At 36.4% G+C, this 21,221-nt stretch carries 19 protein-coding genes; 5 read left to right on the top strand and 14 right to left on the bottom strand.

Translation table 11 applies throughout. The features are described from left to right. Positions 1-44: 44 nt before the first annotated feature. The 5 genes from STA7437_RS09160 to STA7437_RS09140 all read right to left on the bottom strand — a co-directional run bounded on the left by STA7437_RS09160 (position 45) and on the right by STA7437_RS09140 (position 6,288). On the bottom strand, positions 45-1,523 hold the full coding sequence (locus tag STA7437_RS09160) for a multicopper oxidase family protein (RefSeq protein WP_015193104.1): 1,479 nt from the start codon (positions 1,521-1,523) through the stop codon (positions 45-47). A gap of 20 nt (positions 1,524-1,543) precedes the next feature. Continuing rightward, positions 1,544-2,104, bottom strand: coding sequence for a DUF411 domain-containing protein (locus STA7437_RS09155; protein WP_015193103.1), 561 nt, complete (start codon positions 2,102-2,104; stop codon positions 1,544-1,546). Positions 2,105-2,316: 212 nt separating this feature from the next. Beyond that, positions 2,317-3,009, bottom strand: coding sequence for an SDR family NAD(P)-dependent oxidoreductase (locus STA7437_RS09150; protein WP_015193102.1), 693 nt, complete (start codon positions 3,007-3,009; stop codon positions 2,317-2,319). A 20-nt stretch (positions 3,010-3,029) separates the two neighbouring features. Continuing rightward, positions 3,030-5,645 carry a DNA mismatch repair protein MutS gene (gene mutS / locus STA7437_RS09145; RefSeq protein ID WP_015193101.1) on the bottom strand — a complete coding sequence of 872 codons (2,616 nt, stop codon included), beginning with the start codon at positions 5,643-5,645 and terminating at the stop codon, positions 3,030-3,032. 142 nt (positions 5,646-5,787) lie between these two features. Next, complete coding sequence (locus STA7437_RS09140) at positions 5,788-6,288, bottom strand: MAPEG family protein (RefSeq protein WP_015193100.1); 501 nt, start codon at positions 6,286-6,288, stop codon at positions 5,788-5,790. An 80-nt stretch (positions 6,289-6,368) separates the two neighbouring features. Here STA7437_RS09140 and STA7437_RS09135 point away from each other — a divergent pair, with 80 nt between their 5' ends. Next, the gene (locus STA7437_RS09135) at positions 6,369-7,058 is read left to right on the top strand and encodes a helix-turn-helix domain-containing protein (protein WP_041619291.1); all 690 of its coding nucleotides are present in this window, start codon (positions 6,369-6,371) and stop codon (positions 7,056-7,058) included. Positions 7,059-7,126: 68 nt separating this feature from the next. Beyond that, complete coding sequence (locus STA7437_RS09130; protein WP_015193098.1) at positions 7,127-8,071, top strand: DMT family transporter; 945 nt, start codon at positions 7,127-7,129, stop codon at positions 8,069-8,071. 150 nt (positions 8,072-8,221) lie between these two features. On the opposite strand, the gene STA7437_RS09125 is transcribed toward STA7437_RS09130, so the two are convergent. The 3 genes from STA7437_RS09125 to STA7437_RS09115 form a co-directional block, all read right to left on the bottom strand. After that, the gene (locus tag STA7437_RS09125) at positions 8,222-9,928 is read right to left on the bottom strand and encodes a metallophosphoesterase family protein (protein WP_150109048.1); all 1,707 of its coding nucleotides are present in this window, start codon (positions 9,926-9,928) and stop codon (positions 8,222-8,224) included. Positions 9,929-10,379: 451 nt separating this feature from the next. Beyond that, a complete protein-coding gene (locus STA7437_RS26845; RefSeq protein ID WP_015193096.1) occupies positions 10,380-11,228 on the bottom strand; it encodes a glycine zipper family protein in 849 nt (282 codons plus the stop codon). Between the two features lie 54 nt (positions 11,229-11,282). Further along, positions 11,283-12,113, bottom strand: coding sequence for a hypothetical protein (locus STA7437_RS09115; protein WP_015193095.1), 831 nt, complete (start codon positions 12,111-12,113; stop codon positions 11,283-11,285). Positions 12,114-12,921: 808 nt separating this feature from the next. Here STA7437_RS09115 and STA7437_RS09110 point away from each other — a divergent pair. After that, positions 12,922-14,565 (top strand): alpha-amylase family glycosyl hydrolase, encoded by a 1,644-nt coding sequence (locus tag STA7437_RS09110; protein WP_015193094.1) that lies wholly within the window; start codon positions 12,922-12,924, stop codon positions 14,563-14,565. An 11-nt stretch (positions 14,566-14,576) separates the two neighbouring features. Here STA7437_RS09110 and hpsU read toward each other — a convergent pair whose 3' ends face one another. Further along, complete coding sequence (hpsU, locus tag STA7437_RS09105) at positions 14,577-15,158, bottom strand: hormogonium polysaccharide biosynthesis acetyltransferase HpsU (RefSeq protein ID WP_015193093.1); 582 nt, start codon at positions 15,156-15,158, stop codon at positions 14,577-14,579. Positions 15,159-15,168: 10 nt separating this feature from the next. After that, the gene (locus STA7437_RS09100) at positions 15,169-16,134 is read right to left on the bottom strand and encodes a glycosyltransferase family 2 protein (protein WP_015193092.1); all 966 of its coding nucleotides are present in this window, start codon (positions 16,132-16,134) and stop codon (positions 15,169-15,171) included. Positions 16,135-16,251: 117 nt separating this feature from the next. Between STA7437_RS09100 and cobU the strand changes: the two genes are divergently transcribed. Further along, the gene (gene cobU / locus STA7437_RS09095; protein ID WP_015193091.1) at positions 16,252-16,821 is read left to right on the top strand and encodes a bifunctional adenosylcobinamide kinase/adenosylcobinamide-phosphate guanylyltransferase; all 570 of its coding nucleotides are present in this window, start codon (positions 16,252-16,254) and stop codon (positions 16,819-16,821) included. Between the two features lie 112 nt (positions 16,822-16,933). Further along, a complete protein-coding gene (locus STA7437_RS09090) occupies positions 16,934-17,362 on the top strand; it encodes a hypothetical protein (RefSeq protein WP_015193090.1) in 429 nt (142 codons plus the stop codon). Positions 17,363-17,509: 147 nt separating this feature from the next. Here STA7437_RS09090 and STA7437_RS09085 read toward each other — a convergent pair whose 3' ends face one another. The 4 genes from STA7437_RS09085 to STA7437_RS09065 form a co-directional block, all read right to left on the bottom strand. Continuing rightward, positions 17,510-17,716: a hypothetical protein gene (locus tag STA7437_RS09085; RefSeq protein WP_245562093.1), complete on the bottom strand. Its 207-nt coding sequence runs from the start codon at positions 17,714-17,716 to the stop codon at positions 17,510-17,512. A gap of 1,018 nt (positions 17,717-18,734) precedes the next feature. Next, complete coding sequence (locus STA7437_RS09075; RefSeq protein WP_015193087.1) at positions 18,735-19,697, bottom strand: DUF1517 domain-containing protein; 963 nt, start codon at positions 19,695-19,697, stop codon at positions 18,735-18,737. Positions 19,698-19,741: 44 nt separating this feature from the next. Then, on the bottom strand, positions 19,742-19,963 hold the full coding sequence (gene thiS, locus STA7437_RS09070) for a sulfur carrier protein ThiS (RefSeq protein ID WP_015193086.1): 222 nt from the start codon (positions 19,961-19,963) through the stop codon (positions 19,742-19,744). Positions 19,964-19,967: 4 nt separating this feature from the next. Continuing rightward, the gene (locus tag STA7437_RS09065; protein ID WP_015193085.1) at positions 19,968-21,014 is read right to left on the bottom strand and encodes a thiamine phosphate synthase; all 1,047 of its coding nucleotides are present in this window, start codon (positions 21,012-21,014) and stop codon (positions 19,968-19,970) included. Between the last annotated feature and the right edge of the window lie 207 nt (positions 21,015-21,221).

Below are 21,221 nucleotides of genomic sequence, written 5' to 3'. Positions count from 1 at the left end.
CAATTTTTTAGTTAGTTTAGCTTCAACATCCGAAAAGTTTTCAATTACGCTTCAATCACTAAGTTACCCATCATGCCTAAATCTTCGTGGTCGAAAATATGGCAGTGATAAACAGTTTTCCCCACAAAATCGCGGAAAGAGGTGCGAATGCGCACGGTTTCACCCCTAGGCACTAAAACAGTATCTCGCCAAGCAAGTAATGATTCTGGTTGACCATTCCGACTAATAACTTGAAAAGCATTGCCGTGAATATGAAAGGGATGATCCATTACGTCAGTATTAGTTATTTCCCAATCTTCGATAGTATTGAGTTTAACTATAGTATCCATGCTGTTTTTATTGTAAGGCTGCCCATTAATTAAAAAAGCCATACCCACCATAGGATTCATACCATGATTGAGTTCAAAACTTCTAACTATCTCAGGTTTTGGTAATGCAGAGATCGTAGTAAACTTAGTTGGTAGAGGAAGAGATTGTACAGAGGATTGATAGTTTATCGTTGCTATAGTTATAGGTGCATCGAGGTGATTTCCACCCATCATACCCATACCTCTACCACCCATCATTCCACCCCCCATCATGCCCATACTACCGCGATCGTAGGGTAAGTTAAGTAAACGATATTGTGACGGTTCTTGATTTCCCTTGACTAAAACATCGGCTCGTTGTCCTGGTGTTAATAATAATTCATTAACTTCTATAGGTTCATTTAATGCATTGCCGTCAGTAGCAATCTGATCAAAAGAATGATTTTTTATCATCAGTCGATAAAAACGAGAGGTAGAAGCATTGAGAATTCTCAAGCGCAGTAAACCATTAGCAGATATAGACAAACTAGGATTTATTTGACCATTTACCGTAATTAACTCTCCTTCTCGTCCCATCATTAGGGACATATGCATCGAGGATAAAAGCCTTCCTTCTTCGTCTAAGGAAAAATCTTGCAATACTAAAAATTCTTCTTTTGCTGCCTTAATTTCGGGAATTTCGTCTATTTCTCCACGGATGATAAATAAACCCGCTAAACCTCCAAACAACTGCTCTGCCGTCATACCGTGCAAGTGAGGATGATACCAAAATGTACCCGAAGGATGATTGGTTGGAATCTGAAATTCGTAGGTTAGTTTTTCTCTTGGTTCAATATTAAGGAAAACATTATCGGCATTACCTGTAATGGGAATGTGTAAACCGTGATAGTGAATGTTAGTCGGTTGAGCAAGATTGTTAGTGAAGTGAATACGAACCTTATCTCCTGGTTTTGCTTCTAAACGCGGTGCAGGAACTTGTCCGTTATAAGTTAAGAGATATGCTTGTTTTCCACCTAAATCTACTACACTTTCTTTCGCTTCTAAATCTAGTTCTAATAAGCCATTGCTGCTTTGGTATAAAGAAGAAAGATTAAGAGATGATTGAGACAAAGGTTGGCTAGAAATGCTTTCTTGCGATAGCCAATTACTGATTACAGCTACTCCTGCCCCGACAGTCCCCAAAACAATAAATTTACGACGGTTAAGTTTAACCATATTGCAAAGCTATTGGGTAATTAATAAGATTGATATTCTTTGAATACTTCAATTTCACCCTGATTGTTAAATGCTAATACTTGAAATGGTTGTTTTTTATCTCCCGCTTCCATTCCTGGTGTTCCTAAAGGCATTCCAGGTACAGTTAAACCAACGGATTGGGGTTTTTCTTTCAGAAAGCGTTTAATGTCATCTGCGGGGATGTGTCCTTCCATGACATAACCATCAATAATAGTTGTATGACAAGATGCTAGCTCTAGAGGCACATTATATTTTTGTTTCAGTGTTTCCATATTATCGGTTTTAATATCTTTAATTTTAAAACCATGTTTTTTTGCGTGTTTTACCCATTCTCCACAACAACCGCAGGATGGACTGCGATATACACTCATATTCAATGTTCCTGAATAATTTAGTTCTGTTTCTCGATCCCAAACACTGGCGTAGGCAATATTTTTAGAATCATCTGTAACTGTTGAAGAATTACTGAGAGCTTTTTCAGAAGACAAAGACATTGCTCCGATTAAACATAGAGCAGTTACAGGTATCAGTAGCGACCATTTTTTAAATAATTTATTCATTACTAAAGACCTTAAAAAAATATCTTTTTATAGTTGTCAGCAGCTTTATCTTAAACTCTCTAGTTAGGTAGAGAGTCAAGCTTAGGTTAAAATCTGCAACTTAACTCAATAAATCGATTTTCTAGTTAAATATTTTGGGTTTCATGCTTCAAAAACCACTTGCTACAATGGAAGAAACCTCCGCAACGCATTGACTTGCCAACCTACAGAGCTTAATGTTGAGCATTTCTTCTTTGAATGAGGTTGATCTCTGGTACGCTAACATGAGGCGATAAGCTCAAGAGCCAATCAATGGTAAAATACACGTCTTCTATTGGAATTGGCTGCTGTGGCGCAAAACGCCCTTCTTGGATATCATTTATTACTTCTTCTGTAGCTACATTTCCGGGATTGATGACGGTAAAACAAATTTTTAACCCAAGGGAAGTCAGCATTAGAGCTTGTACCGCACCTCGAAGCCCAAATTTGGAGGCAGTGTTGGCAACTTCATGGGAAGCTAAATGATCGAGTCCAGACAATGAACCGATATATATAGCTTTGGGGTTATTTGTCATTAGAAGATTAGGAGAAATGGCGCGTGTTAACTCTATGGGCGCAATTGTATTCACTGAAATAACGAAACGAGTTTCAGAATCACTACTGGTTAGAAAGTCATATTCACTTGTAAATGCGTTATTTTCCCACACACCACCGAGGAACAATAATGCATCTAAAGGGACGTTGTTTAAGTCATTGGCTATCTTTTGGATTCCTTCTGGTTGGCTCAAATCGGCTTTAATCCATTTTCCCGCAGAGGCTTGTGTCCTTGAAATACAATAAACATTATGACCGGCTCGATGGTAAATCTCGGCAATAGCTCCACCAATTCCTCTGCTTCCTCCAGCAATTAGTAGATTTTTTTTCATCGTGCAATTAATTTTCTCGTTTATTCTTCAAAAATATCTAACTGCTCAAAGGATTTAGACTGATTGCGATTAATTCCCAGGGGAGACATTTGTTTAATCCCTTGGCGTAACCCTAGGGCAATTTTACTATGTTTTTCAATCTGTCCCATGACTTGCTTTGCTCTGCTAATTACTGAAGGAGGTAAACCTGCTAATCTACCTGCTTCAATACCATAGGATTTATCTGCACCACCTGGATGAACTTGATGTAAAAAGATAATCTTGTCGGGCATTTCTTTAACGGTGACTTGATAGTTTGCCACGTTAGTTAAAATCGATTCAAGCTCATTTAATTCGTGATAATGAGTAGCAAAAATAGTTCGCGATTGAATTTCTGTGGCTAAATATTCGGCTACTGCCCAAGCAATTGAAAGTCCGTCAAAGGTAGCTGTACCTCTACCAATTTCATCTAATAAAACTAAGGATTTGGGTGTAGCATGGTTGAGGATATTAGCAGTTTCATTCATTTCTACCATAAAGGTAGATTGCCCCGTTGCTAAATCGTCTACTGCACCAACTCGGGTAAAAATGCGATCGCATATTGCTAGTCTTGCTTCTGTGGCAGGTACGAAACTACCAATCTGAGCTATTAATTGAATCAAACCTACTTGTCTGAGATAACAGCTTTTGCCACTGGCGTTAGGACCCGTTAGGATAATTAAATCGGGGTGATTTGCTTCTGTATCTCCTAGGTGGGCAGAATTGGGTACAAAGAAACCATTACCTAGGGACTTTTCTACTACGGGATGTCTACCATCAACGATATAAATTTCTCTTCCTTCGATAATTTCAGGACGACAATAATTTTGATAAACTGCTATTTCAGCTAATCCTGCTAAGACATCTACCGCAGCGATCGCTTTGGCAATTTGGCGGATTTCTTGGGCTTTTTCAGCAACTTCGGCTCTTAATTGACTAAAAACTTCGTATTCTAAGTTGTTTAAATCTTCTCTAGCACTAAGGATTCTCGTTTCTCTTTCTTTGAGTTCGGAAGTAATATATCTTTCTTCATTGGTTAAAGTTTGCTTACGCAGATAGTTATCTGGAGCTTGGTCGGCTTTGGAACGAGGTAAACTGAGATAATAGCCAAAGGTTTTGTTGTAGCCAACTTTGAGATTAGCAATTCCTGTACGTTCTCTTTCAGTTAGTTCTAGATTAGTCAACCATTGTCGATCATCTTCTAATCTCTGTTTCATTACATCAAGTTGTGGGTTAATCCCATCCCGAATTAAACCCCCTTCTGTAACAAGCTGTGGTGGTGACTCGACTAAATGAGCGATTACTTTTTTACCTAGTTGTTCTAATTCTGAAGGAACTTTTTGAATTGCTTTGAGGTAAGGAGATTTACCATAGTTAGCAATAGTAGCTAGATCGGTTAATCTTACCAAAGATTCCGCTAAAGCAAGTAATTCTTTAGCATTCGCGCTTCCTGCCCCTACTCTTCCTGTTAATCTCTCCAAATCGTAGATTTTGCGGAGCATTTCCCGTAAATCTTGCCGTAGAGAAGTATTAACTGTCAGTTCCTCAATCGTATCTTGTCTGGCTTTAATACCATTAATATTAAGTAGAGGTTCTAATAACCAGCGTCTTAATGCCCTACCACCCATCGCCGTAGCAGTAGCATCTAATGCCCACAAAAGAGAACCGTAAAACGTACCATCCCTAACAGTTTGAGTAATTTCCAAATTGCGTCGACTTTGGTGATCTAAAATCAAATAATCTGCCAAACTATAAGTACGTAAAAGTTGTAGCGGAACTTGATAGGCTTTTTGGGTTTCCTCCACATATTCTAATAACCCTCCTGCTGCCCTCACTGCTAAAGGAAAATGAGCGCAACCAATTCCTTCTAAAGAAGTTAGGTTAAAAGTCTCTTTAAGTCGTTGGGTTGCTTCTACTAAAGTAAAAGGTTTTTGCGATCGCAATGAATAACAAAAACATTCTGGTAAACAATCGGCTAAATACTCAGATTTCTCTCCTGGACGTAAGATGGTATTAAAATCAGGGGCATTGGTAGGAATCAAAACCTCAGCAGGTTGAAGACGCAACAATTCTAAAGTCAAGGCAGATAAATCGCTTGATTGAGTAGTTAAAAAATCTCCTGTAGAGATGTCTGCATAGGCTAAACCCCAATGATCTCCCGCAATAGCGATCGCAGCTAGATAATTATTACGACGAGCATTAAGCATCGCATCATCGGTTAAAGTACCAGGAGTAAGTAACTTTTGAACTTCTCTTTTAACAATTCTTTTTTCCGCAGCAGCCGTAGCAGCATCTTCTACTTGATCGCAAATTGCCACAGCATAACCTTTTTCTACCAACATAGTACTGTAGCGTTCTAGAGCATGATGAGGCACTCCCGTCATCGCTACTCTACCAATTTCTTTACCCGCATCCTTACTGGTTTGCACTAATTCCAATTCACGGGAAATAATCACAGCATCTTGAAAAAAGCATTCAAAGAAATCGCCCACCCGATATAACAACAAAGCATTAGGATATTGTTCTTTCACCTCGACATAATGACGATACATTGGGGAAAGTTTTTCTTTGTCAAGGTTGAGATAGTCGGTAACTGGTGTTGTCTTTTCAGATGCCATAAGATAACTTACTTACTGCCAATAGCTGCTTTTACTGACTTTATCGCAATCAGTTACTATTTTCAGTAATTTCGATCTGTTTTAAGATTTTTGTATCTAGATAGACAAGATGTCCTAGTGATTCTGCTTTAATACTATAATACTACAAAAGTTTAGTAATTCCATAGTAAACACAAGCAACAGCACCGACAGCATAAACAAACGAAGTTAGACAAAATCCGATGGCACGGCGAGGAGAAGGACCATAAGTTGCAATCAAGCCCCACGCATGGGCAACTCTTCCTATAGTTAGCGCGCTTCCAATCAACCAAAGCAGATAAGGCGAAGAATGCATCAATTCTAAAGTGAGAACAAACAGCAGTCCTAACGGTACGTATTCTGTGAAATTTCCATAGGCACGTATTTTACGCTGAAGAATACCATCATCAGCAGTTTTAGTGAGCAAAAATTTTTGAGTATAGCTTTCGACAAAAACTGCCCATTGATTGGGATTTTCAAGGTAATTTGGCTGATTTACGACTTCTGCTTTACTCTCTCCATGCCAAATGCGAGTTCTAGCGCGCTCCACGACAACAATGAAAGAAAGGATAAGGGCAATGAAACCATTGAGTCCGATGAAAAGTGTTGAAATGGGGATAAACATAAAAATTTTTGACTATGAGTTTGTCTTATAAAATAGAAACTTGCAACCAAATAGCCAAGTCCCCAACTGGGTACAAATTGATGAAATTTGCTCCTCTAATTGAAAAAATTGCAACAGCATCCAATGAAGCACAGGTACGTTCTTGCTTTATGGAGTATGCAGGTGGGTTAATAGAAGCAACCGCTTGGGGATTTGATTTGCTAGATAATCATTTTCAAGTAATTGAGTCAGACTTATGGGGATTGCCAGAGACGTTTTGCGATCGCTATCAAGCAGTTGGGCGAAGTGTAGATTTACTAAGCCAAAAGATGATCGAGCAACAAATTCCGATACATAATTTATCAGTACAGTCATTGAAAGATTGGCACAACAGCAAGCTCTATCAGGAGGTGTTTCGCATTTTTGAGATTGAACATGGTATGGTTGCACCTCTAATCGGGGTCGGTCGGTTAATAGGTGGAATTTATTTTATGCGGGGAAAAAATCTTCCTGCTTTTAACGACTACGATCTAATTCGATTGAGTTCTCTATGTCAGCATTTATCTGTTCGTCTAGCAACTTTTCGTCTTGTCATCGCTCCATCTTTAATCAATTGTCTGACATTACGAGAATTAGACGTTGCTGAATTAGTTGCTCAAGGTTGCAGCAATCGAGAAATTGCTTTGAAGTTGAATATCAGTCGTGATGCCGTGAAACAAATACTAAAGCGAATGTTTCAGAAGCTCAATGTTTCTGCTCGTGCTGAAATGATTGCAAAGTTGAAAATTTGAGTTTGCTTATTTAAAGACTAACTATACTAATTTAATAATATAAGTTTATTAATTAACCTAATTATTTGGTGAACCTGTTAACTGATTTTCCAGGAGAGATAGCTGCGCTGACGGCTGCTTGTTTATGGGCAGTTGCTTCTGTAGTTTATGGTTTAGTCGGACAAAAAATTCCTCCTCTACTACTAAATTTTATCAAAGGCATAATCGCGATCGCATTTATTTTAATTACTTTAGTTTGGCAAACAGAAGCAATTCCAAATTTTCCCGTTTTTCCTACCACTCTTCTGTTGGTTAGTGGCTTAATTGGTATTGGATTGGGAGATACAGCCTATTTTGCAGCAATTAATCATTTAGGCGCAAGACGCACCCTTTTATTAGAAACTTTAGCACCGCCAATGTCGGCAGGGTTTGCTTTAATATTTATTGGCGAACAACTAAATACGATTGCGTGGTGTGGTATTTTTCTTACCTTACTCGGTGTTGCTTGGGTAATTAGTGAAAGAAATCCTGTTGCCAATAACTCACACAATTTAAAAATAGGCATTATTTGGGGTTTACTAGCTGCTCTTGCTCAAGCAATTGGGGCTGTATTATCGCGTTTTGCTTTAATAGATTCTAATATTAGTCCTCTTTGGAGTACTTTACTGAGATTAGTAGCAGGTACTGTTATTGTATCTTTGTTACTTCTATTTACTGCTGTTAATCAAATCAAATCAGTCATTAAACAAAGAGTGTCTGCTGCTATGCCTTTTCGTTCTTTCTTTTCAACTAAAACCTTTGCCTCTTTAGTCGGTACAATTATTTTGGCTTCCTTTGCCAGTACTTATTTAGGTATTTGGTTACAACAAATCTCACTCAAATTTACTTCAACAGGAATCGCTCAAACCCTTCTATCCACCAGTCCACTATTTATTTTACCAATAGCTCTTGCACTAGGAGAAAAAGTCAGTCTCAGGGCAATTTTAGGAGTTTTAGTTGCGGTGGCAGGTATTGGATTATTATTTATTAATTAAAATTCAATATATTCTTTTAAAGCTTCTGTCTTCTGTCTTTTCTTAATCAATAACTTAAATGTGTAACAGCTTAGAGTGATTGTTGTTTAAATATCTCTAAAACAAGTAATTAACAAAATGACTACTAAAGTTTAGGATTTAATTTAATAGTTATTTCGTTAGTGCGAACTGATCAAATTTGATTACTTTGGAGTTAGGCTGACGAGTATCGTAGCGATAACTACTAATTATACCTGTTTTGGTATCAAGAATGCTGAAACTAGTAATTTCATTACTGGCAAGATAAGATAAGTTGTTTCCTTGTTCGTCTTGGAGTGGTGCTAAGGTTGGTGTAATTGGTTCTAGGCCATTAGGGTCGCCTGTTTCAGCATAGACAAGATTAGGATTATCTTTGGGTACTAGTCGTTTATTATCTCCTAAATGCGCTCCGTAACTATTACCAACATTAGACGATTCTAAAAAATTGATTCCTGTAGAACTAACAAAACGATTCCAAAGATGAGAATGACCATAGAAAACTAATTGTACTTTGGCTGATTTTAATAAAGGAATAACATCCCGAATAATATAGTCTTGTTCTGGAGGATATTCGTAACGGATAAATTTAATCTCACCAGTTTCAGTTTGTTCTATACGAGCAATAGGATTGGTATAAGGAGGAACAATATTACCACCAAGAGTATGGGGAGGATGATGAAACATGACAATTTTATATTTTGCTTGTTGAAAAGCTTCGCTTTGTAATTCTTGTTTTAACCATTGATATTGTGTACTATTTGGCGTAATTGGTTCAAAAATGTGCTGTCCGTAACCCCATTGTTCTGGTAGGTTTAAATCTGCTTCTCTTTCTTGATATCTTCCTTTAACTTCTGGATTAAGTTCAGGCGATCGCCATATATTAGTAATGTATAATACAACTAAACGAATATCACCAAAAGTCACGGCATAATACTTTTTACCACCATTGATGCTTTGCGGAAGAGTAAAAATTTCTTCGTAGGTATCAGTGTTGAAAGAATTGGCTTTGATCCATGCAGTGTGTACTTGTGGATCTTGTTTCGGATTAATTTGTTGAACTAATTGTTGATAAGATTTTTCGGCAACAAACCTAGGAACAGCATCACCAAACTGTTGTTTAAGAGATTGAGTATGAGAATATCTTCCCATAACTTCATGATTACCGATCGCAGTAAATAAAGGAGCGTGTTGAATTATTTCACCACCACGATAGATTGTTTTAGTTCCGTTGTATTCTAGTTGGTAATTAGCTCGTCCTTGCAAACAGGGAAAAAATGCACCACCTCGCTTGTCATCAAACCATTCGGAAGCACGGTCTGGTATATTAACTAAATCTCCTGGAAAAAAAACTGCATCGACTCGACCAATCGTTTCTACTACTTTTTGTAAATTAGCAGCAGTCATGGGCATTAGTTGATGATCGGAAGTAAGTAAAATTTTTAATGGTGTCCCCGATTGAGGTGCAGCAGCAAGAGTAAAAACTTTACTTTTGATTTCTTCTCCTTGCCTAACACTGATGACTTGATAAGGAAGCCTTTGATTAGCAGTTAGATTAGTAACAATAGCTTCATGTCGCCAAATATCTCTGGTGGTAGGTTTTAAATAAGTTTGAGCTAGTTGAGAATCTTCATCTTCTCGCACCCGACTCAGTTTAGTTGTATCTGCGGTAACTGTAGACTCTAATTGGTTACCATAAACTACTTGATGTTCTTCACCTGGAAAGTCTGTAAACCAAACTACTCTGACAGAATTGCTAGTAGGTAGCTGTAAAAAAGGATCGCTTAACAAAGAAATTGATGAGTTTTGCTCTACAGTTGATGCTTTGGGGGAGTTAGTCATAACTGTAATTGTTAAAAATACTAATAATATAGTTAAGTTTAACCAGATTAAACTTTTTTTTTCATGATTAATAGTGACAGCTATCAAAAATTACGAGCAGCTTATTGTTGACAATCAAAATTATTTTTTAACAATCTTCTTCAAAATATATAAAAAGAAGTATTAATTATATTTAATAAAAAATTAATAATAGATTAAGCTTTAGGGATTTTTAAATCGATGGGGACAAACTTGATCGCTTTGGAAGGTAAAAGTAAAAAATCAAGTTTGTCTTATTAAAGTATTTCAGACAAGCTATAGCTTTAGTTTCTATTTAGAAAATGTAAGGTGATTAAATGAAAATAACTATCAATTTAATCTTTATAAATTTTAAACCCACCCCTTCCGCTTTGGGATGAGGAGTGGGCTTTTTCCCGACTACTATTAATTAATAACTTGGGTCAACTTCGTCTTATTTATCGACTTTATCCACAATAATAACTTCTGCTTCGCCATCATTATTGATATCTATGGTTTCAGTTGCATCCCTTCTCGATACTGATTGACTCGGTTCGGTTACAACTGGTTTTTTAGTTATATTTTGTCTTGATACTGCTTGATTAGGTTCAGCAACGACTTGTTTGTTAGTCAAATTTTGTCTCGATACTGGCTGACGAGATTCACCAATAAATTCTTCTCCACTTACCATTGTTCCACTAGAAGTAGGCGAAACATTTTGGTTTCTTGATTTGTACAAATCGGGAGCATCATAAATATCAAACTCCTGAATATGGCGATCGCGCAAAATCGAAGCTGCTCTTCTGACTTGATCTTCAGTACCAGTCACCATGAGTAAATAGTCACCAGCTTTAATTCGGTCTTGATATACTCTAGCTCTATCTTCAGGAATACCTAATCCCACTAAAGCACCAATAATACCACCAGTTGCTGCGCCAATACCTGCACCAGCTAAGGTAGCTGCAATTTCTGAAATTCCTACTCCAGCAGCAAGGACTGGACCAACACCAGGAATAGCTAAAACCCCTGCTCCGACTAAGAATCCACCAATACCACCTAAAACAGTCCCCGTAGTTGCACCAATACCTGCACCTTCAGCAGCTTCATTGCCTTCACTAACTTCGTCTGCTCCTTCAATCCCTTCCAGATTTCGTGCTAGCAGCGAGACATCATCCATATTAAATCCGCTTTCTTTTAGAGTGCGTAAGGCGTTTTCGACATCTTCTCTTCTAGTAAAAACACCAACGGCTCGCTGATAAACATTAGAATTTCCCATTGTTGTTCTTGTTTCTTTATTCATCATTTATTTGTCTCCTTTAATAGATTTACTGTTACAAGTGCAGATAAAAATCTGTTTCTATTTATTGTCACTACGGATATAGACTTGCTCCGCAGCAATCACGGGTCGTTGTGTGTATCTCGACTCAAATTCTTCAATCTGCTCTGCACTCCATCCCAAATCAGAGTCTTGTCTTAAAATATCGGCATCAAACGGACGAACTACACCAGTTACGACAACAGACTTTCCTTGTTCAAAAGCATTATTATCTTTACTGAGGTCTTGGTTGACATCAGTAATCAATAAACCAAGATTGTCTAACCAACCGTCTTGATAAAGAGCGAACATATTAGAAGATAAATATTCTCCTATTTCTCCTTCAACTGCGATCGCTTGGTCGTAATAATCGGCAGGATTTTCGGCTAATTGTTCAATCGTAGGAGCTAGAGCAAGATTATCAGCAATAATAGCGGGTTGATTTTCGTAATCTGTATATAGTTCCCTATCTATAGTCAATCCATATTCTCTTTCTAGATCGTCTATGACAAATTGTTGTACTGTTCCCGTTACTTGAATCGGAACATCTTCACTAGGACGATTTAAAGATCGATTAAGAGGGTTAAAAACAAGAACTGGTGAACCGCCGAAAAGTTGATTGTTTTGAAGAATAAAGCCTGTATCTCCCAATTCTTCTTGGATTGTACTTCTTACTGTTACTTGTTGTCCGACATACTCTTCGGCATTGCCCGTCATATCCTCAATAGTAACGTTCTCTTGATTTTGGTTCTGATTTTGCTCCATTTCTTGAGCAATGCTCTTAGATGGAAACAGAAAAGTTGGAGATAAACCAAGAGAGATTGCAACTAGTGAACCTCCGATTATTTTAGTTATTCGATGTTGCTTAAACATAATTCGATAATGATTTGTTACTGTTTTCAAAATTTCTAGTAATTGTTGTTTAATAAGTTTTCTTCACAATTCTTTTAAATTAATTACCTAAAAACAATTGGTTTTTTTTTCTAGCCTATTTATTTCTTCAGTGAGTTATTATTTATAGCGATTCTGATTTTAATAAAATAAAAGGAATACTTTATTTTTAATGATGTTTGGTCGCTAGACCTACTTTAGTGATTCCAGAGCCTAAGAATTGCTATATGCTGGCATAATTAATTATCTGCAATTGGCAAGAACAACTTAATTTATTTTTATTTACTTCAAATTGCAAATTGCCATTTAATATTTGCCTTTAACTGTTTCTACCTTAAAAAAAAATCTTGCTGGTTTTTGTATATCAAAAGTTATATATTACAAAAATTTCTTGATTATCTAAAAATTTTGATAAAAAAAAGAGAGCCAGAAAAATTTTAGTTATAATTTGACCGACTCATAAGTTTAGCTTTTTATAGAAGCAAGAGATAAAAGTTGATAAGCTTATACCAACCAAAATACAACTTTTAGTTGAAATGTTAATCTATCGTAAGTTATATAAAAAACAAATATTGTCTTGTTATGAAGCAATTTTTATTGAACTTGAGCAAATAAAAACTCTTATAATTTTAAAATTGATTGAGATTTCTAAATGAAAACAAAAACATAAATTATAATTATTAAGAAGGCAAATTTATAACTTTTGATAGAGATATTAGTTCGGTAAAAATTTATAGCATGAAACATCTTGAACAAAAACGTTTAAGTTTTAGATAGTTTAAAAACTTTCATGACTAGCTCAATTGAATTTAAATTATTTGCTCCCTATAACCAAAAAACAAGCCTCTGCGGTAGTTTTGGCAACTGGGAAGAAATACCCATGACAAAAACAGAAGATGGTTATTTTCGGACTACGATTGAGTTAGAAGATGGAATTTATCAATATAAATTTCGCTTGCAGTCAAAATCCTGGTTTTTAGAACCAAATCAATGGGTAGATATTAGCGACCCTTACGCTACAGAAATTGATGATAATACCCAAAATGCAGTAATCCGCATCAAAGAAGGCAAACGAATTGTTGATAGTTATATTTGGCAAGATCATGACCAACCTTTACCCAATAATGACGAATTAATTATTTACGAATTATTCGTGTCTGGTTTTTCTGGAGGAGAAGAAGAAGGCAAAAAACGAGGTAATTTTGAAGATGTGATTGAAAAGTTAGATTACCTTTGTGAACTTGGTATCAATGCTATTGAATTACTTCCTGTTCAAGAATATCCGGGAGACGATAATTGGGGTTATACACCCCGTTATTTTTTGGCAATTGAGTCTAGTTATGGAAAGAGTGAAGATTTAAAGCGTCTAATAGATGAATGTCATTGCAGAGGTATTCGAGTGATGATGGACAGCATCTTAAATCATTGTGATGCAGACTGTCCTCTAACTCAAATAGACTATGACTACTGGTTTCATCATTCAGCGCGGGATCCTGATAATAGTTGGGGTCCAGAATTTAATTACGAACACTATGACGAAAATTTGAATGTTAAACCCGCCTGGCAATTTAGTGGTGATGCCGTGCATTTTTGGGTTGAAGAATATCGCATTGATGGAATTCGTTACGATGCAGCTAGACAAATTGCTAACTATGACTTTATGAGTTGGATTGCCCAACAGGCAAGGAAAGCTGCTTCCATGAAGCCATTTTTTAACATTGCCGAACATATTCCAGAAACTCCCGATTTAGTTGGTTTTGATAAACCAATGGATAGTTGCTGGCATGAAAGTTTTTATCAACAAGTTTTAAAACATATTTGTGGTGATCATTTTGATCTTGATGCGTTAAAAGAGGTTTTAGATTGTCGCAGACAAGGTTATCTTGATGGAAGTAATGTCATTAATTATTTAACTAATCACGACCGCAAGTATCCGATGGCAGATTTAGGCGATCGCGGAATTTTTGAAGCAGAAGCATTTAAACGCGCTAAACTTGGAGCAGTTCTCCTCATGACTGCGGTAGGAATACCGATGATTTGGATGGGTAGTGAATTTGGCGAATTTCAAACTCAACAACAAGTCAAAATCGATTGGACGCTACTCGCCAACGAACTTAACCACAATTTATTTGACTATTACAAAGGTTTGATTGCTTTGCGTAAATCAAATCCTGCTCTTCGTACCAGCAATATTGATTTTTTCTGGGAAGATCCAGAAACTAAAGTGTTAGCCTACAATCGTTGGAATGATCAAGGTTCTCGTGTAGTTGTCGTGGCTAATTTTTCTGATAATTTTTTAAAAGATTATTCAGTTCCTTCTTTTCCTACTACTGGTACTTGGCACGAATGGACTACCAATTACGATCTAGAAGCTGATCAAACTGGATTAAAACTGAATTTAGGCGGATACGAAGCTCAAGTTTTTGTGAAATAGTCCAATTTGCTTTATTTAGTAATTTCCCTCTGATAATGAGGACGACAAGGAGAACCCCAAGCTACTTGTTGAGCAGGCAAATCTCGAAACACACTGCTTCTTGCTCCCACTACCGTATTAGCTCCAATGGTTACTCCACAACCAACAAAACAATCAGTAGCAATCCACACTCCATTTTCAATGATAATTGGTGCAGTAATTAAACCAAAAGCTCGGTCTTGAATATTGTGACTACCAGTACAAAGATAGGATTTTTGGGAAATCACACAATGAGAACCAATTTGAATTTGATCAATGCTATAAAAAACTACATCATCTCCAATCCAAGAGTTATCTGCGATCGCAACTTTCCAAGGATAAGTAAAACGAGCAGTAGGACGAATTAATACTCCTTGTCCAATTTTTGCACCAAATAAACGCAATAACCAGCAGCGTAAGCCATTAAAATTGTGAGGACTTAAGGGAAAAACCACTGCTTGCACAAACCACCAGAACATAATATACCATCCTGGTCGTCCACGTTCAAACTTAGATTGGTCATATTTTCTTAAGTCAACTAAAGGTTGAACTTCATAATCAGGAATTACTGCCATTGAAAATAGATTAATTTATTATTGTTGCAGTTGGATTTTTTTCTACAGAAGCAGATTCTGGAGTCTGTAATTTTGATGAATTAGAAGTACGATTAAGCTGACCACCAAATTTTTGTAGTTCGTATAGTTTCACGCCTATTTGATATTCGTATTGACTCAATAAACGAGCATAAATATAACCTGGTAATCCGTCAAGAAAACCCAAACGAATGATATAAAAAAGAATAAATCTTAAAGTCGGTTTAAAAGGTAATTTTACCCAAATTTTTTTCAAATAACGTTTGCGTTGAACAGCATCTCCAAATAAATTTGCGCCAATTGTTCCGCTTTCATCTTTACCTGTCAGTAGATTGTAATAAACCCTTGCTTCCCAATTAGAATAACGATTATGTCTTGCTAACCATTGATAAATATCTCGAAAGTCAATGTGCAACATATCTTCTTTGAGATAACCAACCTTTCCTTGTAAAATTACGTGTTCGTGAACTTCATTATCTCCAGTATTAGGAATATCTTCGGTACTTAGGTTTTCGTAGCGACCTAATTGATGTTTGAATAGACGTAAATTCCAGTCAGGATATTTACCACCATATCTAATCCATTTACCCAAGAAAAATACCTTACGATTTAAATAATAACCTTCGTATTGTTCCGTTTCAATTACTTGAGCTATTTCTGTCCATAATTCAGAAGTAATTCTTTCATCACAATCGACAATTAACACCCAATCATTGCGAAAAGGCAAGTTTTCTAAAGCCCAGTTTTTCTTTTTCGGCCAACGACCATTAAAATAAAATTGAACTACTTTTGCTCCAAAAGTTTCAGCAATTTCACTCGATCTATCTTCGCTCTGAGAATCAACAATAAAAATTTCATCTGCTTGAGCTACACTTTCTAAACAAGCTGGTAAATTGAGTTCCTCATTTTTGGCAGGAATTAAAACTGAAACAGGAACTTTTTTCGTTAAATAGGTCATGTTGATTGAGATGTCAATAATAAAAGAAAAATTTAAAAATTAACTACTGTATCATCTAACAACGGTAACATTGACTCATTGAAAACAACAAAATTTATATCACACTCACTCTAGCGAATGAATTCGATTCAAGCAGATTCTAAGCAGGTTATCTTAGTAACTGGAGCATCTCGTTCAGGAAAAAGTGAATGGGCAGAAATACTCGCACAGAAAACTAATCAATCCGTGGTTTATATTGCTACTGCTATCGTAGATTCTACTGATCCAGAATGGCAAGCTAGAATTATTAAACATCAATCTAGAAGACCTCAACAATGGCAAACTTTGGTAGTTACGAAAGATTTAGTAACAGTTATTAATAATGCTTTAGCTTCTGAATGCTTATTAATCGATTCTTTAGGAACTTGGGTTGCCAATTTATTGGACTTAGACGCTTCTATTTGGTCAGAAATTACTCACAATTTAATTAATAGTTTGAATACAACTGCTGCTGAAATAATTTTGGTAGGAGAAGAAACAGGTTGGGGTGTTGTTCCTGCCTATCAATCTGGTAGAATATTTCGCGACCGCTTGAGCGATCTGTTACGACAAATTGGTGGGATTGCTGATTGTGTTTATTTAGTTGTAGGTGGTCACATTTTAAATCTTAGTCAACTAGGACAACCATTAAAACAATATGAAGGATAAAAAATAAATCTTATGTAAGATTAAAAGTCAAACTTCAAAAGATTACAATAAAAAACAAGCAATTTAAACATCAGTAAATTTGTCTAGTTCCTAGTCAACTAAACTAAAAGTAATGGCATCAAAACAAGAAGTGAAAATGTATCTTGCTTACTGGTTTCAGTTAGGCAAAAAAATAATCTTAAACAAAGGAATCAAACAAGAGTTATTACCCCAACCCGTGATTAGTGGCGAACGATATTCGCAACAGTTTGAAAATGTTTGGCACCAAATTACTCAAGAAGATGGCCAAAATTGGTATTTAGAAGGTACATCTCAAACGATAGCTGAATTATTTTCCTCTACATGGGAAATCACTGATTGTGCTAGATGTGGAATGCCTGTTGCTATAGTTAATCTAGGTCTGACATCAGATAGTTGTCCTTGTAAAGATCTACCAAGCTGGCCAAATTCGGAACTACCGCAACCGCGATCGCCAGTGGTTAATCATCAACATTTGACTAAACTACAAGAAAGATTGCACACCCTCAAAAATAAGTTTTAATTTTTAGAATTGTTTCTGTAAACAGTTTTTATGCTCAAAACGGCTCTACTAAACTTACAATTTTTAATCTAGGAAAAATGTAGAGCTACCTACAATGGGCGAAAAACAAAGCAAAGTTTGACCTAATCAGATTTAAAAATATTTTAATTAGAAACAATTAATTATTTCCCTTCCTTCCTCTTCAGCATCTTCCGAAGTAGCAAAAATATCGCCTGGTTCAAGAATAATTCCTTCTTCGTCTATAATGGCAAACTGATAGTAGTAATCTTCACAAGTTTGATAAACAACCAGAGTGCAGTTATTAATACCAATAATTTTAATAATTTTCATCATAATAACCAGTCCAAATTTCATTTTTGCTTTGAGTACTTAAACTCAACCAAACATAGAAGCCATTGCTAAACCAATAACTATTCTTGCTGTACCGTTCAACATCGAATACACAAAGTACCAGTCCAGGTGATACGGAAAAGAAGCGAGAAAGTGTTTGTTAGTTTCCATCATCTTTATTTCCTCCACAGGTTTTTTCTTTCCAGTTATTAGGTAAAGACAATTTTTTTTATGCAAACAATCTTGCTTTGTGATTACCCTAAAAAGAAAAAGGGAAGAAATAGAGATAATTTTAAGAATAATTTGAACACACTCTAGTGTTAAGACAATTCTCGCTAACCCTGAATAGTTATTTTACTATTCAACCTCTACTTAGCATTTCAGCATTGCTCGTTTTATACTGAAACTATTGTTCAAAAGCATCTGCCAAAGCTTAAAGGATATCAGCAGCAAGATAACTAGTAGAAACTAATCTTCCATCTACATTAGGAAAAGCTCAGTTATTTTAACTCAATTTGTGTCCTGTTAAGATAGTTTTGATTAAATTTAAGAAATTTTGTAGAGAATAAGACTATTAGTTTGAAGTATTTTTGTGTCGAATCTCAAAATAGTCTCGTTAATGCTTCAACCAATCTTCTTGGTATACAAATATAAATATATAGCGGTTCTCAGATGAATGAGATACAATTCATTTTCCTGGTAGAGCGTTGATAGTTGATAGTTGATAGTTGAGACTTACGGTAGTGCGCTTCGCTTATGTTAATGGTTATTAGTAAAGTAAAAAGTAAAAAACTGGTGACTGATAACTGATAACTGGTCACTGATAGTGGTGTACCTCACCAAGAGCGAGAAAGGCTATAGCAATTTTGACGCTTTATGAGATACCCGCTAAGATAAGGGTTTTTGTTCATAGTTGACCTTATCTAGAGAAGAAACGCTATCAATTTGACGACTTGATTAACTCATTAATCGTATCTTTAACTCTAGAAAAGAAAAAAATGTCCACCTGATTAGGGCGGACAACAAAGCCGAGCAAAATAGCTTAAACTAATTTCACATTAGGATAATGAGCCAAAATATCGTTTGTGCTAAGAGTGTCACCTTCTGCTTGAGGAGTCCACAACACTTCAACTGCTAACAAGCGATCGCTACCAATACTACCAATCTGCTGTAATGCTCGACGCAAATCTTCAGAGTCATTGATTTTTGGTAATTCTAAGCGACCTTCTACTCCAACAATCACAGTAGCCATAATATATTCTCCTGATTCTTGTTGTAGTTGATTGCTTAATTCTCCACCACCAGCAGGCAGAGATTCATAACCTTGACGCATCAAACTATCTACATTAGACAGAGTTTCTTCAGTAAATTTGCTACGTTCAGTTAAAGCTAACTGGTTAAATTTAGCTTCTGCTGCATCTATACTAGTTTGTTGAGATTCTGCTGCACCATAAACCCAATATTCAGGATGGCGTAATAAAGCCAAAGCTGCTTCTTGTAGTACAGCAGCACGACCCGCAGCCGAACCAGTATCAGCAGTCAAAGCTAATTGATTTAATTCCTGCTGAAGTTCTCTGGCACTAGAAAGCAAACCTACTTGTACTTGAGCTACAGACACACGAGTAGGATCGCTATAGCCTACAGTACCACCTGCTCCAGCATTACTGAAACTTCTGACCAAAAAATTAGCGATCGCAATAAAAATTAGGATCGAAAATAAACCACCAAAGCCACCAAAACCAAAGAAAGGAAGTAAAAACGGAAAACCAATGCCTCCTCCACCTGGATAGCCATAACCATAACCAGGACTAGGACTAGAGCGATAACCACCTGAAGGAGGAGAGTAAGTACGGCTGGGAGAACGGAAAGAACCTCCCCCAATTCTGCCTCCTGTACGGGCTGCTAAAGCATCGTTAGCACTACCAAAGACCAGTGTGAAAATTAATCCTAAGACGAGTAAAGATTTAAACCAGAATTTAGTGTTTTTTGGACGTATGCGATTCATATCAAAGAAAAAAGATTAACTATTAAATAATTGTTCACTTATTGCTAGCCACCACCAACAATTGTTACGATTTCTAAGCGATCGCCATGTTGTAATTGAGTTGCCGACCAATATTGACGATGAAGAATTTCTCCATTATATTCAACTGCTAGTAATCGGGGATTCAAACCCAATTCGTTAAGAAGCTCGGGTAATAGAGTGAGCGCAGAACAACTATGAGGTTCGCCGTTGATTTGTAAAGTGATTGTGGTATTGGTATCAAACATAGAGTTAAATTAAGTGGGTGCCTAGGTCTAGAAGCCTTTGCTGCCTACCTAGCTCAGACAAAAATTGTCGAGTAATCATACCAGGTTGTTCTGCTTGCATGATAGCGCGAACTACTGCCACTCGTTGCGCTCCATTGAGCAAAACCTCATTGAGATTATTTAAATCAATTCCTCCAATCGCAAACCAGGGAATCGGCGAATTAGCTGCAGCATAACGAAGATAATCAAACCCTGCTGCAGTTTTATTCGGTTTGGTTGGAGTTTCATAGACTGGTCCTACTCCAAGATAATCTGCTCCTTCTGCGATCGCTTTTGCCATCTCTTCAGGATTAGTTGTCGAGCGACCAATAATTTTTTGCGGACCTAAAATTTCTCTAGCTAAGGCAATAGGCAGATCTTGTTGTCCTAAATGAACTCCATCAGCATCAACTGCCAAGGCTAAATCAACTCGGTCATTAACCAAAAACAAAGCTCCATACTGATGACATAATTGGCACAATTGTTGAGCTTGAGTCAATCGCAAAGTATCATCAGCCGTTTTTTCTCGATACTGAACTAAAGTCAATCCTGCTTGCAGTGCTGCATCGACTACTGCCAAAATTTGTTCTGAAGGAGAAGTTACCAAATAAAGACTCGCATTTTGAAGTTGTTGAAGACGATGATTAGTTAACAAATTACTTTCTAAAGTATAAATTTGATATCGCATCTGTTTGGCAGCTATACCCAACTGCGGTTTGTAGAGCTTACTATATTCTTCAATTACTCTTAATGCTTCTTGGGTTCTACAAAGATTGGCTCTTAACAGATGTTCAATATCATCTCGATTTTCTTCTTTAGGATGAGTTAACTCAGTTCCCACATCCCCAGGAGTATCCCTAGCTTGGCGTAGTTGAGCAGTGTGCCATTCGGCAAGCTCTTGTCGCATATTTTTACATTCTTCGGCTAATTGAGAATTGTTTAATCCTAAACGACACCATTCTTCAATTATTCGTAATCCTTCTCTAGCACGATCTAAATTAGTATCAAGAATACGATAAATAGCTCTTTGCATAGTTAATTTAAATGCTAGTCAAATTTATATAATCAAAGACATCCTATCAAATCAAATTCAAATTAAAATACTAGTAAAAGAAGTAGTTAAGCGAAGCTACTAAGTAAATTGCACTTATCAAAGTTTAGTTTGCAAAATAGATACAATTTCTTAAGCAAATCATCATGAAACAAAAGTTTTAGCCGTATAAAATAATTTTAATGTTGT

The organism is Stanieria cyanosphaera PCC 7437, assembly GCF_000317575.1.
GTDB classification, from domain to species: Bacteria; Cyanobacteriota; Cyanobacteriia; order Cyanobacteriales; family Xenococcaceae; genus Stanieria; species Stanieria cyanosphaera.
The sequence above is the reverse complement of the archived record's forward strand: the minus strand, read 5'-3'. Positions and strand labels throughout refer to the sequence as shown.